The 14,139-nt window shown below is 70.0% G+C and carries 15 protein-coding genes; 12 read left to right on the forward strand and 3 right to left on the reverse strand.

The window, feature by feature from the left end; all coding sequences use genetic code 11:
- Position 1 precedes the first annotated feature (1 nt).
- Genes ACLF3M_RS20125 through ACLF3M_RS20135 form a run of 3 tightly spaced genes read right to left on the reverse strand, consistent with a single transcriptional unit; the run spans position 2 to position 1,615 of the window.
- A complete protein-coding gene (locus tag ACLF3M_RS20125; RefSeq protein WP_430658764.1) occupies positions 2-373 on the reverse strand; it encodes a hypothetical protein in 372 nt (123 codons plus the stop codon).
- Between the two features lie 45 nt (positions 374-418).
- Positions 419-955 (reverse strand): RNA 2',3'-cyclic phosphodiesterase, encoded by a 537-nt coding sequence (gene thpR, locus ACLF3M_RS20130; RefSeq protein ID WP_430658765.1) that lies wholly within the window; start codon positions 953-955, stop codon positions 419-421.
- A gap of 27 nt (positions 956-982) precedes the next feature.
- On the reverse strand, positions 983-1,615 hold the full coding sequence (locus tag ACLF3M_RS20135; RefSeq protein WP_430658766.1) for an arylesterase: 633 nt from the start codon (positions 1,613-1,615) through the stop codon (positions 983-985).
- A 61-nt stretch (positions 1,616-1,676) separates the two neighbouring features.
- Between ACLF3M_RS20135 and ACLF3M_RS20140 the strand changes: the two genes are divergently transcribed.
- From ACLF3M_RS20140 to carB, 12 genes are all read left to right on the forward strand, one after another.
- Positions 1,677-2,393 carry an ABC transporter ATP-binding protein gene (locus ACLF3M_RS20140; RefSeq protein ID WP_430658767.1) on the forward strand — a complete coding sequence of 239 codons (717 nt, stop codon included), beginning with the start codon at positions 1,677-1,679 and terminating at the stop codon, positions 2,391-2,393.
- Positions 2,394-2,610: 217 nt separating this feature from the next.
- Positions 2,611-5,112 (forward strand): ABC transporter permease, encoded by a 2,502-nt coding sequence (locus ACLF3M_RS20145; protein WP_430658768.1) that lies wholly within the window; start codon positions 2,611-2,613, stop codon positions 5,110-5,112.
- A gap of 20 nt (positions 5,113-5,132) precedes the next feature.
- Complete coding sequence (locus tag ACLF3M_RS20150; RefSeq protein ID WP_430658769.1) at positions 5,133-5,636, forward strand: nucleoside deaminase; 504 nt, start codon at positions 5,133-5,135, stop codon at positions 5,634-5,636.
- A 139-nt stretch (positions 5,637-5,775) separates the two neighbouring features.
- Positions 5,776-6,576, forward strand: a complete 801-nt coding sequence (locus ACLF3M_RS20155; protein ID WP_430658770.1) for a Bax inhibitor-1/YccA family protein — start codon at positions 5,776-5,778, stop codon at positions 6,574-6,576.
- Between the two features lie 131 nt (positions 6,577-6,707).
- Entirely contained in the window at positions 6,708-8,066 is a 1,359-nt protein-coding gene (carA, locus tag ACLF3M_RS20160) for a glutamine-hydrolyzing carbamoyl-phosphate synthase small subunit (protein WP_430658771.1), read from the forward strand.
- A gap of 2 nt (positions 8,067-8,068) precedes the next feature.
- Complete coding sequence (locus ACLF3M_RS20165; RefSeq protein ID WP_430658772.1) at positions 8,069-8,524, forward strand: hypothetical protein; 456 nt, start codon at positions 8,069-8,071, stop codon at positions 8,522-8,524.
- 36 nt (positions 8,525-8,560) lie between these two features.
- Complete coding sequence (locus tag ACLF3M_RS20170) at positions 8,561-9,316, forward strand: SDR family NAD(P)-dependent oxidoreductase (RefSeq protein WP_430658773.1); 756 nt, start codon at positions 8,561-8,563, stop codon at positions 9,314-9,316.
- A 1-nt stretch (position 9,317) separates the two neighbouring features.
- The gene (locus tag ACLF3M_RS20175; protein WP_430658774.1) at positions 9,318-9,950 is read left to right on the forward strand and encodes a LysE family translocator; all 633 of its coding nucleotides are present in this window, start codon (positions 9,318-9,320) and stop codon (positions 9,948-9,950) included.
- A gap of 1 nt (position 9,951) precedes the next feature.
- Entirely contained in the window at positions 9,952-10,113 is a 162-nt protein-coding gene (locus tag ACLF3M_RS20180) for a hypothetical protein (protein WP_430658775.1), read from the forward strand.
- On the forward strand, positions 10,113-10,481 hold the full coding sequence (locus ACLF3M_RS20185; RefSeq protein ID WP_430658776.1) for a hypothetical protein: 369 nt from the start codon (positions 10,113-10,115) through the stop codon (positions 10,479-10,481). Before ACLF3M_RS20180 ends, ACLF3M_RS20185 begins: the two co-directional genes overlap by 1 nt.
- Before the next feature lie 25 nt (positions 10,482-10,506).
- Entirely contained in the window at positions 10,507-10,806 is a 300-nt protein-coding gene (locus tag ACLF3M_RS20190) for a hypothetical protein (protein ID WP_430658777.1), read from the forward strand.
- A gap of 5 nt (positions 10,807-10,811) precedes the next feature.
- Positions 10,812-14,063, forward strand: coding sequence for a carbamoyl-phosphate synthase large subunit (gene carB, locus ACLF3M_RS20195; protein ID WP_430658778.1), 3,252 nt, complete (start codon positions 10,812-10,814; stop codon positions 14,061-14,063).
- Positions 14,064-14,139: the final 76 nt, after the last annotated feature.

Below are 14,139 nucleotides of genomic sequence, written 5' to 3' on the forward strand. Positions count from 1 at the left end.
ATCAGGTCGTCGGCGGGGCCCTGGGCTGGCAGTGCGGCGTCGGCGCCGGGCGCGGCGACGAAGGCGGCGCGGGCGGCGGGTCGGCCGACTGCGCAAGCTGGACCGGCGCGGCGAGCGCGACGGGCGGCGGGGGCAGCGCGAAGGCCGCCGGGCCCAGGCAGGCCGGGCAGACCGCGGCGGGCAGCGCCTTCCGCTCTCCGCCTTCGTCCTCGAGGACGACGCGGTGGATGCCGTCGGGCGTGCAGATCTCGAGCGCGAAGGCCTCGGCGGGCGCGAGCTTCAGGCCCAACTGGAGACAATGCGCGAAGGCCGTGCCCCACTGCAGCAGCAGCAGGGCGGCCAGCAGGCTCGTCAGGACGGGACGGCGGCGCACCACGGGCGCATCGTTACCACCAGGCCTGCCACGCGGGAAGCTTGCTCACGCAAGCTCGTATTCGACCTCGGGGATGTAATGCGCGGCTTCCTTGCCGAGGCGGGAGGAGAAGAGGGTGAAATGCTCGATCGCGACCGGCGGCGGCCGGAACAGGGCGTGGGCCTGGAGGAAGGAGACGAGCTTGAAGGTCTCGGCCTTGTCGGTGCGGGCGAGGGTGACGTGCGGGGCGAAGCGCTTGCGCTCGGGCTCGAGGCCGACGCGCTGCAGGGCGGTCTCGACCTTGCGCTGCAGGCGGCCGAGCGCCTCGGACGGCTCTGCGGGGACATGGAGGGACTGGATGCGCCCGGCCTTCTCGAAGGTGCCGATGCCGGCCAGCGCCAGGTCGAAGCGGGGCGCGCGGATGGCGGCGAGCGCATGGTCCACCTCCTCCGCCTGCCAGGCCTCGATCTCGCCGATGAAGCGCAGCGTGAGGTGGTAGTTCTCGGGCGGGACCCATTTCGCGCCGGGGATGCCGCCGGCGAGCGCGGCGAGCTGGGACTTCACTTCGGCGGGCAGGGAGAGGGCGACGAAGAGACGCAGCATGGAGCCCTCCGCACGAATCGAGCGGGTTCAGCCTGCCGCCGAAACGCGCACCCGGTCCAGCAGGGTTTCGATGAAAGGCAGCATCCGGCGGGCGATGAGGTCGGCGCCCTGGGCGGTGGGGTGGATGCGGTCTGCCTGGTTCAGCGCGGAGTCGCCGGCCACCCCGTCGAGAAGGAAGGGGTAGAAGACCAGGTCGGGACGCTCGCGGTGCAGCGTCTCGAACACCGCGAAGAACTCCTGGCCGTAGTCGCGGCCGAGATTGGGCGGCGCGATCATGCCGGCCAGCAGCGTCGGGATGCCGCGGGCCTTCAGCGCATCCAGGATCGCCTCGAGGTTCGCCTTCATCTGGGCCGGGGTCAGGCCCCGCAGCCCGTCATTGCCGCCGAGGGCGACGATCGCGGCCTGCGGACGGTCGGCCAGCGCCCATTGGATGCGCGCGCGGCCGCCGGCCGAGGTGTCGCCGGAGACGCCGGCGTCGAGCACCCGCACGTTGCGCCCGCGCTCCCGCAGCAGAGCCTGGATGCGGGCGGGCGGGCCCTCGTTGCGCGCCAGGCCGTAGCCGGCGGTGATGGAATCCCCCAGCATCAACAGGCGGATCTCCCCGCCCTGGGTGGCCTGGGCATGGGCGGCGCCGGGAACGACACTGGTTGCCAGCAACATTGCGACACCGGCCGCGGCCTTTTGCAGCGCAGCGCGGCGACCATATCGGGCGGAACCGCCGATGGAAGAACAGTCAGTGACAGCACCCCTGATCGCCGCCGAGGCGCTTGTCTTCACCGCCGTCGCGGCATCGGGCCCGGTGCAGGTGCTGCGCGGGGTCGACCTGTCGGTCGCCGCCGGGGAGGCGGTGGGCATCGTCGGGCCGTCGGGTTCGGGCAAGACCTCGCTCCTGATGCTGCTGGCCGGGCTGGAGAAGCCGACCGGCGGACGCCTGGTGGTGGCGGGCCAGGATCTCGGCGCAATGGACGAGGACAGGCTGGCCCGGTTTCGCCGCGACAACATTGGGATCGTCTTCCAGGCCTTCCACCTGGTCCCGACGATGACGGCGCTGGAGAATGTCGCGGTGCCGCTGGAGTTCGCGGGACGGCGGGATGCGTTCGACCGCGCGGCGGCGGCGCTGAGGGAGGTCGGGCTGGGGCATCGGCTGGAGCACTACCCCGGCCAACTCTCGGGCGGCGAGCAGCAGCGCGTCGCGCTGGCCCGGGCCGTGGTGGCGGAGCCCCGCGTGATCCTGGCGGACGAGCCGACGGGGAACCTGGACCGCGCGACGGGGGCGGCGGTCATGGACCTGCTGTTCGGGCTGCGCACGCGGATGGGCACGACGCTGCTGCTGATCACGCATGACCCGTTGCTGGCAGAGCGCTGCGGGCGGCAGGTGAAGATCGAGGACGGGCGGATCGTCAGCGACACGGCGGCGATCCGGATGGCGGCGGAGTGATGGGTGGCTGTGTGATCGCGACCTCCCCCGCCCCTTTCTTTTCCCTCCCCCGCAGGGCGGGGGAGGGCTGGGTGGGGGTGGGTCTCCATTCTCACGTTCTCCGATTCCGGGCTGCCGCGTTTCCTGTCAGTTCAAGAATGTTGACCCACCCCCACCCTGCCTCCCCCTCCTTGAGGGGGAGGGGAAAAGAAGGTGAGGGGGAGGGCTCGATCCTCCCATGACCCACCTCCTGCAAGGCTGGCGTCTCGCCCGCCGCGAGTTGCGCGGCGGCCTGAAATCGCTCCGCATCGTCCTCGCCTGTCTCGCCCTCGGCGTCGCGGCAATCGCGGCCGTCGGCACGCTGCGCGCGGCCACCGAGGCCGGGATGGCGGCCGATGGCGCGCGGCTGCTCGGCGGCGATGTCGAAGTCCGGACCTCCCAGCGCCCCATGCCGCAGGAGGCTGCGGATTGGGCGGCGTCGCGCGGCGCCGTTCTGTCCCGCGTGATCGAGATGCGCGCCATGGCCGTCGCGCCGTCGGGGGAACGCTCCCTGGTCGAGCTCAAGGCGGTGGACGGCGCCTACCCCCTCTATGGCGAGCTGGTCCTCGCGCCCGACACGGCGCGGCTGACGCCGCGCTCGGTCGCGCTGGAAGCCTCGCTGGTGGAGCGGCTGCACCTGCGGCCGGGCGACGCGGTCCGCATTGGCGACGCCTCTCTCACGCTCGCCGGCGTCATCGTGACCGAGCCCGACCGTATCGCGAGCCCGACCGTGCTCGGCCCGCGCGCCCTGGTCCTGGCCGACGCCATCCCGGCGACGAACCTCATCCAGCCCGGCAGCCTGGTGAACTACGACATCCGCGCGCGCCTGCCCCCCGGCACCGACGCGCCGCGCTTCGGCGAGGCCTGGCGATCCGCGGTCGGCGATGGCGGCTGGCGCGTGCGCCATGCCGGCCAGGCCGAGCCCGGGGTGAACCGCTTCCTCGACCGCGCGGCGTCCTTCCTGACGCTGGCGGGGCTGACGGCGCTGCTGGTCGGCGGGATCGGCGTCGCCACCGGCGTGCGCGCCTGGCTCGAGGCGCGGGCGCGCACCATCGCGACGCTGCGCTGCCTCGGCGCGCCGGGCGGCACGATCCTGGCGACCTACCTGATCCAGGTGCTGGTGCTCGCCGCGGCGGGGATCGCGATCGGGCTGCTGGCGGGGATCGGGCTGACCTGGCTCGCGGCGCAGGCGCTGGCCGGCGCGCTGCCGGTGCCGCCGCGGATGGGGCTCTATCCCCGCGAACTCGGGCTGGCCGCGCTCTATGGGCTGCTGACGGCGCTCGCCTTCGCGCTCTGGCCGCTAGGGCGGGCGCAGCGCATACCCGGCGCGGCGCTGTTCCGCGACACCGTGACGGCGACGCCAGGCCGGCCTTCCGCGCGCATCATCCGCTGGACCGCCATTGCGGCGCTGGCGCTGGTCCTGCTGGTCGTCGGCAACGCCGAGCAGCCGCGCTTCGCGCTGGGCTTCGTCGCCGGCGCGGCGCTGACGCTGCTGCTGTTCCGGCTGGGGGCGAGCGCGTTGATGCGCACGGCGCGGCGCTTCCGCCACATCCGCCGGCCGGCCTGGCGGCTCGGGCTGGCCAACCTCTACCGCCCCGGCGCGCCGACGCCGACCATGCTCGTCGCGCTCGGCATCGGGCTGACCACGCTGGCGGCCGTCGCGACGATCGAGGGCAATCTGCGGCGCCAGCTGGCCGACCAGCTGCCGCGCGCCGCACCCAGCTTCTTCTTCATCGACATCCAGAACGAGCAGGCGCGCGACTTCGACCGTCTGGCGCTGGCGCAGCAGGGCGTCGAGGAACTCAAGCGCGTGCCGAGCCTGCGCGCCCGCGTCGTCGCCGTGGACGGCGTGCCCGCCGAGCAGGTGGTCGCGACCGAGGACAGCCGCTGGGCCCTGCGCGGCGACCGCGGCCTGACCTATGCCGCCGTGCCGCCCGAAGGCACGAGGCTGGTCGAGGGCGTGTGGTGGCCGGCCGACTATGACGGCCCGCCGCTGGTCTCCTTCGATGCCGCCATCGCGCGGGGATGGGGCATGCGGATCGGCTCTGTCGTGACGGTCAACGTGCTCGGGCGCGACATCGACCTGAAGGTGGCGAGCCTGCGGGAGATCCAGTGGCGGGGCCTCGGGATCAACTACGTCATGGTGGCCTCGCCCGGGCTGCTGGAGGCCGCGCCGCACACGCATATCGCGACGATCCGCAGCACGCCCGCCGCCGAAACCGGCGTGCTGCGCGCGCTGACCGACGCCTTCCCGAACGTGTCGGGCATCCGGGTGCGCGACGCGATCGAGGCGGTGACGAACCTCCTCTCCCGCGTCGGGGTCGCGCTGCAGGCGACCTCCTCGATCACGCTGCTCGCGGGAATGCTGGTGCTGGCCGGCGCGGTGGCGGCGGGGCAGCGGCGGCGGGTGCGGGATGCCGTGGTGCTGAAGACGGTGGGGGCAACGCGATCGCAGATCCGCGCGGCCTGGCTGGTCGAGTTCGGGCTGCTCGGGCTGGTGGCGGGGCTGCTGGCCGCGGCGGCGGGATCGGCGGCGTCCTGGGCCGTGGTGCGCTTCGTCATGCAGGGCGAGTGGGTGTTCCTGCCCGGGACGCTCGCGCTCGTCGTCGCGGGCTGCGTTCTGCTGACTCTCGGCTTCGGCTATGTCGGCACGGCGCTGGCGCTGCGGGTCCGGCCGGCGCCGCTGTTGCGGAACGAGTGAGGGCGGGGTTCCATTCCTTCATGGAAGACGCGCTGAACGACACCGACGCCGCCCGCCTGCGGCACGCCTTCGCCCTTGCGATGAAGGCGCGGGAGCGGGGCGACCGGCCCTTCTCAGCGGTCATCGTGGCTGACGACGGGACGATCCTGGCCGAGGGCCTCTCCACCCAGGGTACAGGCGGCGGCGGGACGCTGGCGCATTCCGAGATGAATGCCTGCCAGGCCGTGATCGCGGCCAAGGTCCCGCGCGAGTCTCTCCGCCGCGCGACGATCTATTCCTCGGGCGAGCCCTGCGCCATGTGCTCGGCGGCGATCTTCTACACCGGCGTCGGGCGGGTCGTTTACGGCCTCTCGGCCGCGGCGATCCTGCACCTGAGGAACGCCCAGCCCCACACCGCCGGCCTGTCGCTGTCCTGCAGCGCCGTGCTGGACAGCGCGGCCGAGAAGGTCGAGGTCGTCGGCCCCTGCCTGGAAGCCGAGGGCGCGACGCCGCACCAGGGCTATTGGGTCCAGGGTGCCGCCTGACGGGAAGTTCACGGGGTCCAGACCTTACAGCCACCTTCACGCGCACAGCTTCCGGGTTGATCTGGATTACGAAAACTCCATATGATGCGCACGCCGGGACGGCCCTCTCACCCCTGTCCCGCCGGGAGAACTTGTCACCATGGCTTTCGGTCCCGACAACCGCTTCCAGCAGAGCGGCTCGGCCTGGGCCCAGCCCTTCGGGCGGTCCGCGGCCGTGGACGCTGCGCAGCTCGATGAGGGCCTGCGCGCCTATATGCTGCGCGTCTACAACTGGATGGCCTCCGGCCTGCTGCTGACCGGCATCGTGGCCTACCTGATCGCGAACACCGGCGCGGCCGAGCTGTTCTACCAGGTGGTCCGCACGCCGCGCGGCAATGCCGTGTCGCCGACCATCCTGGGCTGGGTCGCGATGTTCGCCCCGCTCGTCTTCATCCTGGTGCTGAGCTTCGGCATCAACCGGATGAGCAAGACGACGGCGCAGGCGCTGTTCTGGGCGTTCTGCGCGGTGATGGGCGCCTCGATGGCGAACATCTTCGCGATCTACACCGCGACCTCGATCGCCTCGACCTTCTTCATCACCGCGGCGATGTTCGGCGCGACGTCGCTCTACGGCTACACCACGAAGGCCGACCTGACGCGGATGGGTACCTTCATGATGATGGGCCTGATCGGCATCATGCTGGCCAGCATCGTGAACATCTTCATCGGCAGCTCGGCGCTGCAGTTCGCGATCTCGGTGATGGGCGTGGTGATCTTCGTCGGCCTGACGGCCTATGACACCCAGCGCATCAAGGCGGACTACATCGAGTATGCCTATGCCGAGGGCACGGAACTGGCAGGCAAGCGCAGCGTGTTCGACGCGCTGGGCCTCTACCTGAACTTCATCAACCTCTTCCAGTTCATGCTGCAGTTCATGGGCGTGCGCCAGAACAGCGACTGATCCCGGCGAAAGCTCGGGACGACCGGCCCCGGCGGGATCTCCCGCCGGGGCTTTTTCTTGCGCTAGGGGAATTCCATTCCCAGCGCGGTGCCGCGCTGGACTTGGGAAGAAACTTCCCACATAACCTCGCCATGCGCACCGTCGAGGACATCGTCGCCCTGCTAGGTGGGCCCGAGGCCGCCGCGACCCGTCTCGGCATCGGCACCGAGGCCGTGCGGAAATGGCGCCAGGCCAAGGCCATTCCCGCCAAGCACTGGCCCGAGGTGATCGCCGCCACCGGCCTTGCCCTTGACGACCTGCCCAAGCCCAAGCGGATGGAGACCCTCGTGACCGACTCGGCCATCCCGGAGGGCGCGACAGCCGCCCTCGTCCTTGCCGACGGCGCGGTGTTCTGGGGGCGCGGCTTCGGCGCGACGGGCACGACGGTCGCCGAGATCTGCTTCAACACCTCCATGACCGGCTACCAGGAGGTGCTGACAGACCCGTCCTATGCCGGCCAGACCATCTGCTTCACCTTCCCCCATATCGGCAATGTCGGCGCCAACGCCGAGGACATCGAGGCGACGACGCCCGTCGCCCGCGGCCTGATCGTCAAGCAGGACGTGACCGAACCCTCCAACTGGCGGGCGACGCGGCACCTCAACGACTGGCTGAAGTCGCATGGCGTGCCGGGAATAGCCGGCGTGGACACCCGCGCGCTGACCGCCCGCATCCGCGACGGCGGCGCGCCGACCGGCGTGCTGAGCTTCCCGGCGGACGGGAAGTTCGACATCGCCGCGCTCGTCGCACAGGCGCGTGACTGGCCGGGGCTGGAAGGCATGGACCTCGCCAAGGAGGTCACGACCCGTCAGACCTATGACTGGAACGAGACAACCTGGGAGATCGGCAGGGGCTACGGCACCCAGGCCACGCCGAAGCACAAGGTTGTCGCGGTGGATTACGGCGCCAAGCGCAACATCCTGCGCTGCCTGTCCGCAGCGGGCTGCGACGTCACGGTAGTGCCGGCGACCGCCACCGCCGAGGACATCCTGCGCCACAAGCCCGACGGCGTGTTCCTGTCGAACGGCCCCGGCGATCCCGCGGCGACGGGCAGCTATGCCGTGCCGGCGATCCAGGCCGTGCTGAAGTCGGGCGTGCCGGTCTTCGGCATCTGCCTCGGCCACCAGCTGCTGGCGCTGTCGCTTGGGGCGCGGACCTTCAAGCTCGACCGAGGGCATCGCGGCGCGAACCAGCCGGTGAAGGACCTGACGACCGGCAAGGTCGAGATCACGTCCCAGAACCACGGCTTCGCGGTGGACGAGGAAACGCTGCCCGAGGGCGTGCGGGTCACGCATCGCAGCCTCTTCGACGGCACCAACGAGGGCATCGCGAGCACGACGCTGCCGGCCTTCAGCGTGCAGTATCACCCAGAGGCCTCGCCGGGCCCGACGGACAGCCACTACCTGTTTCACCGCTTCGTCGAGTTGATCGAGAAGCAAAAGGCGGCTTAGCGATGCCTGACGTCTACGTCTTCGCGTCGAAGAACAGGACGAACATCTGGGCGGGCATTGGTGCGGGCCTTTGGGCCGTAGCTGATGCCGACGGGAATTACGCTGCTGAGCGTGCGACAAAGGCGGCGCACATGCCAGTTGGATCGCTTGGGCTCATTTACTGCGTCGAGAATCAAAGCCTGACGACACCATTCGTCGTTTTCTCGGCTGTCGATCTCGATGCAACCGTGAGCGACGTGTGGCCCGAACGGTGGGTGCTGCCATTCCGCATCCATCCACTCGGCACGCCGCGTAAGGCGCTTCATAAAGATGCTGCGATGCAGGATCTCCCGACTCTCAGGAGTTCCGGCAAGACAAACATCAGCCATGTGCTCGCGCTGCAACCGATCACCGTATTCTCGGCGACGCCCCTCGGCGACGAGGATTGGGCTGTGCTGATCTCCAAGCTCGGCGAGTAAGCCGGTTTGTGCGCATATCGCGCTGAAGGGAACGCGATGTCACTCTTCGACCTCTCCGGCCGCGTCGCGCTGGTGACCGGCGGCAATGGCGGCATCGGGCTGGGGCTCGCGCGCGGGCTCGCGGCGTGCGGCGCGCGCGTGATCGTCACCGGGCGCGACGCCGCGAAGAACGCGGCGGCGGTCGCGGAGCTCGGCAAAGCTGCGGCCGCCTTCCAGGCCGACCTGACCAAGCCCGGCGCGCCCGAGAAGCTTGTCGCCGACGTGCTCGCGCTGGCGGGGCGGCTCGATATCCTCGTCAACAATGCGGGCACCAACATCCGCAAGCGCCCCGACATCGTGACCGACGAGGAATGGGCGACGGTCATCGACCTCAACCTGACCGCGCTGATGCGCCTGACGCGCGCCGCGCATCCAGCGCTGAAGGCGTCGGGGCATGGGCGCGTGATCAACATCGGCTCCATGCTGTCCATCTTCGGCGTCGCCTTCTCGCCGGCCTATGGGGCGTCCAAGGGCGCGGTGGTGCAGTACACGAAGTCGCTCGCCGCGGCCTGGGCGGCGGACGGGATCACGGCGAACGCCATCCTCCCGGGCTGGATCGACACCGACCTCACGCGCAAGGCGCGGATCGACGTGCCGACGCTGCATGACAGCGTGCTGGCGCGCACGCCGGCGAAGCGCTGGGGCGATCCCAGGGACTTCGCGGGCATCGCGGCCTTCCTCGCCTCCGACGCGGCAGCCTTCGTCACCGGGACCGCAATTCCGGTGGACGGCGGCTACTCCACTCAGGGCTGACATGATCAGCGCCGACACGCTGCTGGTCTTCGCCGCGCTGTCTCTCGGCCTGGCGGTCACGCCAGGGCCGAACATGCTCTATCTCGTCTCGCGCTCGCTGGCGCAGGGGACGGGGGCCGGCATGATCTCGCTGTTGGGGTGCCAGGCGGGATCGCTGTTCATCATGCTCTGCGCGGCGGCCGGCATCACCGCGGCGCTGCTTGCGATCCCCTATGCGTGGGACATGCTGCGCATCGGCGGCGCGATCTACCTGGCGTATCTCGCGTGGCAATGCGTCAGGCCGGGCGGGCAGCCGATCTTCTCGCCGCGGCCGCTGCCACGCGAACCCGCCGCGCGCCTCTTCGGCGTGGGCTTCGCCACCGCGGCGCTGAACCCCAAGGTCGCGCTGTTCTATATGGCGGTGCTGCCGCCCTTCCTCGATCCCGAGCGCGGGCACCTGTTCCTGCAGGCCGCGACGCTCGGCGCGATCCAGATCGCGGTCTGCGCGGCCTGGGATGCGGTGCTGGTCTGGGGGGCGGCGGGCACCGCGCGCTTCCTGTCGACCAAGCCGCTATGGATGGCGGCACAGCGCTGGCTGCTCGGCGCGGCGCTCGCGCTGCTCGCCGTCAAGCTCGCGACCGAGAGCCGGGGCTGAGATGCCGGAGTGGCACACCTTCCTTGTGCTCACGCTGGTCGGCCTGGCGCTGGCGGCCACGCCGGGCGCGAACATGGCCTATCTGATGTCGCGCAGCATGGCGCAGGGCCACAATGCCGGCTTCGTGTCGCTGATCGGCACCATGCGGGGCTGCTGCTGGTGATGCTGGTCTTGGTGGGCGGTCTCGCCAGCCTGCTGACGGCGATGCCGCATCTGTGGGAGGGCGTGAGGCTCGCCGGCGCCGTCGGGCTGCTGTGGCTGGCCTCGGGCTACCTGAAGCCGGGCGGCGGCCATCCCGCGGTGTCGCAGGACATGCCGCGCGACGGCAATGCGGTGACGCAGGGGCTCGCGCTCGGCATTTTCTATGTCGGGCTGAACACGCTCTGTGACCCCGCGATCGTGCTGGGGGCGGAGCGCTTCGCGGGGCTGCTGAAGCGTCGGCCGTCGCTCGTGGTGGTGCAGCAGCGCGCGGTCGGCATGGCGATGGCGCTGGTGGCGCTGATGCTCGGCCTGGACGCCGTGACGTCATGACCAACCCGTCGGAGGCGCCGCGCTGATGGCCGGTCTCGATGCCCTCTTTCGCGGCGCCGTCGGCGCCGTCCTGGCCACGCCAATCGCGCTGTTCCTGTTCTGGCAGCTGACGCGCCCCATGGTCGGCACGCCGCGTTGGCTGCGACCCTTCCTGGTATGCTGGGCCAGCTACGGCGCCGTCGCCGCGGTCTGCGCAATTTACGCCTATGGATTCGAACGCATGAGCCTGGTGGACGACGCCATGGCCGGCGCCCTGATCATGGGCGCGCTGATCCTTCTGCCCGCCTTCCTGCTCCTTCTCCTTGTCCCTCCCCGGAAAGCCTGACCGAGATGCCGAAGCGCACCGACATCAAGTCTATCCTCATCATCGGCGCCGGCCCGATCGTCATCGGCCAGGCCTGCGAGTTCGACTATTCCGGCGCCCAGGCCTGCAAGGCGCTGCGCGCCGAGGGCTATCGCGTGATCCTGGTGAACTCCAACCCCGCCACGATCATGACCGACCCCGGCCTGGCGGACGCGACCTACATCGAGCCGATCACGCCCGAGATCGTCGAGAAGATCATCGCGAAGGAACGTCCCGACGCGCTGCTGCCGACCATGGGCGGGCAGACCGCGCTGAACACCGCGCTGAAGCTCGACGCCGCGGGCGTGCTGACGAAGTATGGCTGCGAGCTGATCGGCGCCAAGGCCGAGGTCATCGACAAGGCCGAGGACCGGCTGAAGTTCCGCGACGCGATGTCGAAGATCGGCATCGAAAGCCCGCGCTCCGCCATCGCGCACAGCATGGCCGAAGCCCATGCCGCGCTCGAGCAGGTCGGCCTGCCCTGCGTGATCCGGCCCTCCTTCACCCTCGGCGGCACCGGCGGCGGCATCGCCTACAACCGCGAGGAGTTCGAGCAGATCGTCTCCGCCGGCCTCGCGGCGTCCATGACCACCGAGGTGCTGGTCGAGGAGAGCGTGCTCGGCTGGAAGGAATTCGAGATGGAGGTGGTCCGCGACAGGGCGGACAACTGCATCATCATCTGCTCGATCGAGAACCTCGATCCGATGGGCGTGCATACCGGCGACAGCGTGACGATCGCCCCGGCGCTGACGCTGACCGACAAGGAATACCAGTGCATGCGCGATGCCTCGATCGCGTGCCTGCGCGAGATCGGCGTCGACACCGGCGGGTCGAACGTGCAGTTCGGCATCAACCCCGCGGACGGTCGGATGGTCATCATCGAGATGAACCCCCGCGTGTCCCGCTCCTCTGCGCTGGCGTCGAAGGCGACGGGCTTCCCGATCGCGAAGGTCGCGGCGAAGCTCGCCGTGGGCTACACGCTCGACGAACTCGCCAACGACATCACCAGGGTCACGCCCGCGAGCTTCGAGCCGACCATCGACTACGTCGTGGTGAAGATCCCGCGCTTCACCTTCGAGAAGTTCCCCGGCACGCCGGCGACGCTGACCACGTCCATGAAGTCGGTCGGCGAGACCATGGCGATCGGTCGGAGCTTCTGCGAGGCCTTCCAGAAAGGGCTGCGGGGCCTCGAGACCGGCCTCTCGGGCCTCGACGACCTCGCCATCACCGACCACACCGCGCTGCGCACCGCGCTCGCCACGCCGAAGCCCGACCGCGCGCTCGTCGTGGCGCAGGCGCTGCGCGCGGGGATGTCGGTCGAGGAGATCCACCAGGCCAGCAAATTCGATCCCTGGTTCATCCGGGAATTCGACCGCATCGTGGAGGCCGAGAAGGGTGTGATCGCGAACGGCCTGCCGCGGACCGCGACGGCCTTCCGCGCGCTGAAGGCGCTGGGCTTCAGCGACCGGCGCCTCGCGACCCTCGCGAAGACAACGGAAGCCAAGGTCGCGGCCGCGCGCCAGGCGCTGAACGTGACGCCGGTCTACAAGCGCATCGACACCTGCGCTGCCGAGTTCGCCTCCGACACGCCCTACATGTACTCGACCTACGAAGGCGGCTTCGGCACGCCGGTCTGCGAATCCCGGCCGACCGGCCGCAAGAAGATCATCATCCTCGGCGGCGGACCGAACCGCATCGGCCAGGGCATCGAGTTCGACTATTGCTGCGTCCACGCCGCCTATGCGTTCAAGGAACAGGACGCGGGCGAGGCCGGCTTCGAGACCATCATGGTCAATTGCAACCCGGAGACGGTCTCGACCGACTACGACACCTCCGACCGCCTGTATTTCGAGCCGCTGACGGCGGAAGACGTCATCGCGCTCGTCCGCAAGGAACAGGAGAACGGCGAGGTGCTGGGCTGCATCGTGCAGTATGGCGGCCAGACCCCGCTGAAGCTGTCCCAGGCGCTGCACAAGGCCGGCATCCCGATCCTCGGCACGTCGTCGGATTCCATCGACATCGCGGAGGACCGCGAGCGCTTCCAGCAACTGCTGAAGGGCCTCGGCCTGAAGCAGCCTGCCAACGGCACCGCGCGCGACCTGAACGAGGCCGAGCGCGTCGCGGATGCGATCGGCTATCCCGTCGTGGTGCGCCCGTCCTACGTGCTCGGCGGCCGCGCGATGGAGATCTGCTACGACCGCGAGCAGCTCCGCCGCTTCGGCGCGGTCGCGGTGCAGGTCTCCGGCGACAACCCGATCCTGGTGGACAAGTACCTGGTGGACGCGATCGAGGTGGACGTGGACTGCATCGCCGACGCGCAGGGCGAGGTCTATGTCGCGGGGGTGATGGAGCACATCGAGGAAGCCGGCATCCATTCCGGCGATTCTGCTTGCTCGCTGCCGCCCTACAGCCTCTCGCCCGCGCTGGTGACGGAGCTGAAGGCCGAGACCGAAGCCATGGCCAAGGCGCTCAAGGTCAAGGGACTGATGAACGTGCAGTACGCCGTGAAGGACGGCGAGGTCTATGTGCTGGAGGTCAACCCCCGCGCATCCCGCACCGTGCCCTTCGTCGCCAAGGCCACGGGCGTGCCCGTCGCCAAGATCGGCGCGCGCGTCATGGCCGGCGCGAGCCTCAAGGAGTTCGACCTGGACGATGCCGCCATCGCGCCGCATGTCGCAGTCAAGGAAGCGGTCTTCCCCTTCAACCGCTTCCCCGGCGTGGACGTGCTGCTGGGGCCGGAGATGAAGTCCACCGGGGAGGTGATGGGCCTCGACAGCTCCTTCGAGCGCGCCTTCCTGAAGTCCCAGCTCGGCGCGGGGGTGAAGCTGCCGGAAGCCGGCACGGCCTTCATCTCCGTGAAGGACGGCGACAAGACGGGCGCGGTGACGCTGGCGCGCCGGCTGCTCGACATGGGCTTCAAGGTGGCCGCGACGCGGGGGACGGCGGCGCGCATCAAGGATGCGGGCCTCGACTGCACCGTGATCAACAAGGTCGCGGAAGGCCGGCCGCATTGCGTGGACGCCATCAAGTCGGACGCCATCCAGCTCGTGATCAACACGACCAGCGGCGGGCAGTCCGTCTCCGACAGCTTCGACATCCGCCGCAGCGCGCTGACCCACGGGGTGCCGCACTACACCACCATGGCGGGTGCCCGGGCGGCGGTGCATGCCATCGCGGCCTTGAAGGGCGGCACACTTGATGTTGCGCCGCTCCAGGCCTATTTTCGGCGTTCATTCTAGTCGGCGGATTGTCGCCGGCGCCGACCGGTTCCGGGCGGCGGAGGGGAAACCCTCCCCGCCCAATCTGTTTCCCCCC

Source organism: Falsiroseomonas sp. HW251, from assembly GCF_050563545.1.
GTDB lineage: Bacteria > Pseudomonadota > Alphaproteobacteria > Acetobacterales > Acetobacteraceae > Falsiroseomonas.

Excerpts from the sequence above, each read along its gene's own strand:
- thpR (WP_430658765.1), bottom strand. The coding sequence starts at position 955 with ATGCTGCGTCTCTTCGTCGCCCTCTCCCTGCCCGCCGAAGTGAAGTCC.
- ACLF3M_RS20135 (WP_430658766.1), bottom strand. The coding sequence starts at position 1,615 with ATGTTGCTGGCAACCAGTGTCGTTCCCGGCGCCGCCCATGCCCAGGCC.
- ACLF3M_RS20140 (WP_430658767.1), top strand. The coding sequence starts at position 1,677 with ATGGAAGAACAGTCAGTGACAGCACCCCTGATCGCCGCCGAGGCGCTT.
- ACLF3M_RS20145 (WP_430658768.1), top strand. The coding sequence starts at position 2,611 with ATGACCCACCTCCTGCAAGGCTGGCGTCTCGCCCGCCGCGAGTTGCGC.
- ACLF3M_RS20150 (WP_430658769.1), top strand. The coding sequence starts at position 5,133 with ATGGAAGACGCGCTGAACGACACCGACGCCGCCCGCCTGCGGCACGCC.
- ACLF3M_RS20155 (WP_430658770.1), top strand. The coding sequence starts at position 5,776 with ATGGCTTTCGGTCCCGACAACCGCTTCCAGCAGAGCGGCTCGGCCTGG.
- carA (WP_430658771.1), top strand. The coding sequence starts at position 6,708 with ATGCGCACCGTCGAGGACATCGTCGCCCTGCTAGGTGGGCCCGAGGCC.
- ACLF3M_RS20165 (WP_430658772.1), top strand. The coding sequence starts at position 8,069 with ATGCCTGACGTCTACGTCTTCGCGTCGAAGAACAGGACGAACATCTGG.
- ACLF3M_RS20170 (WP_430658773.1), top strand. The coding sequence starts at position 8,561 with ATGTCACTCTTCGACCTCTCCGGCCGCGTCGCGCTGGTGACCGGCGGC.
- ACLF3M_RS20175 (WP_430658774.1), top strand. The coding sequence starts at position 9,318 with ATGATCAGCGCCGACACGCTGCTGGTCTTCGCCGCGCTGTCTCTCGGC.
- ACLF3M_RS20180 (WP_430658775.1), top strand. The coding sequence starts at position 9,952 with ATGCCGGAGTGGCACACCTTCCTTGTGCTCACGCTGGTCGGCCTGGCG.
- ACLF3M_RS20185 (WP_430658776.1), top strand. The coding sequence starts at position 10,113 with ATGCTGGTCTTGGTGGGCGGTCTCGCCAGCCTGCTGACGGCGATGCCG.
- ACLF3M_RS20190 (WP_430658777.1), top strand. The coding sequence starts at position 10,507 with ATGGCCGGTCTCGATGCCCTCTTTCGCGGCGCCGTCGGCGCCGTCCTG.
- carB (WP_430658778.1), top strand. The coding sequence starts at position 10,812 with ATGCCGAAGCGCACCGACATCAAGTCTATCCTCATCATCGGCGCCGGC.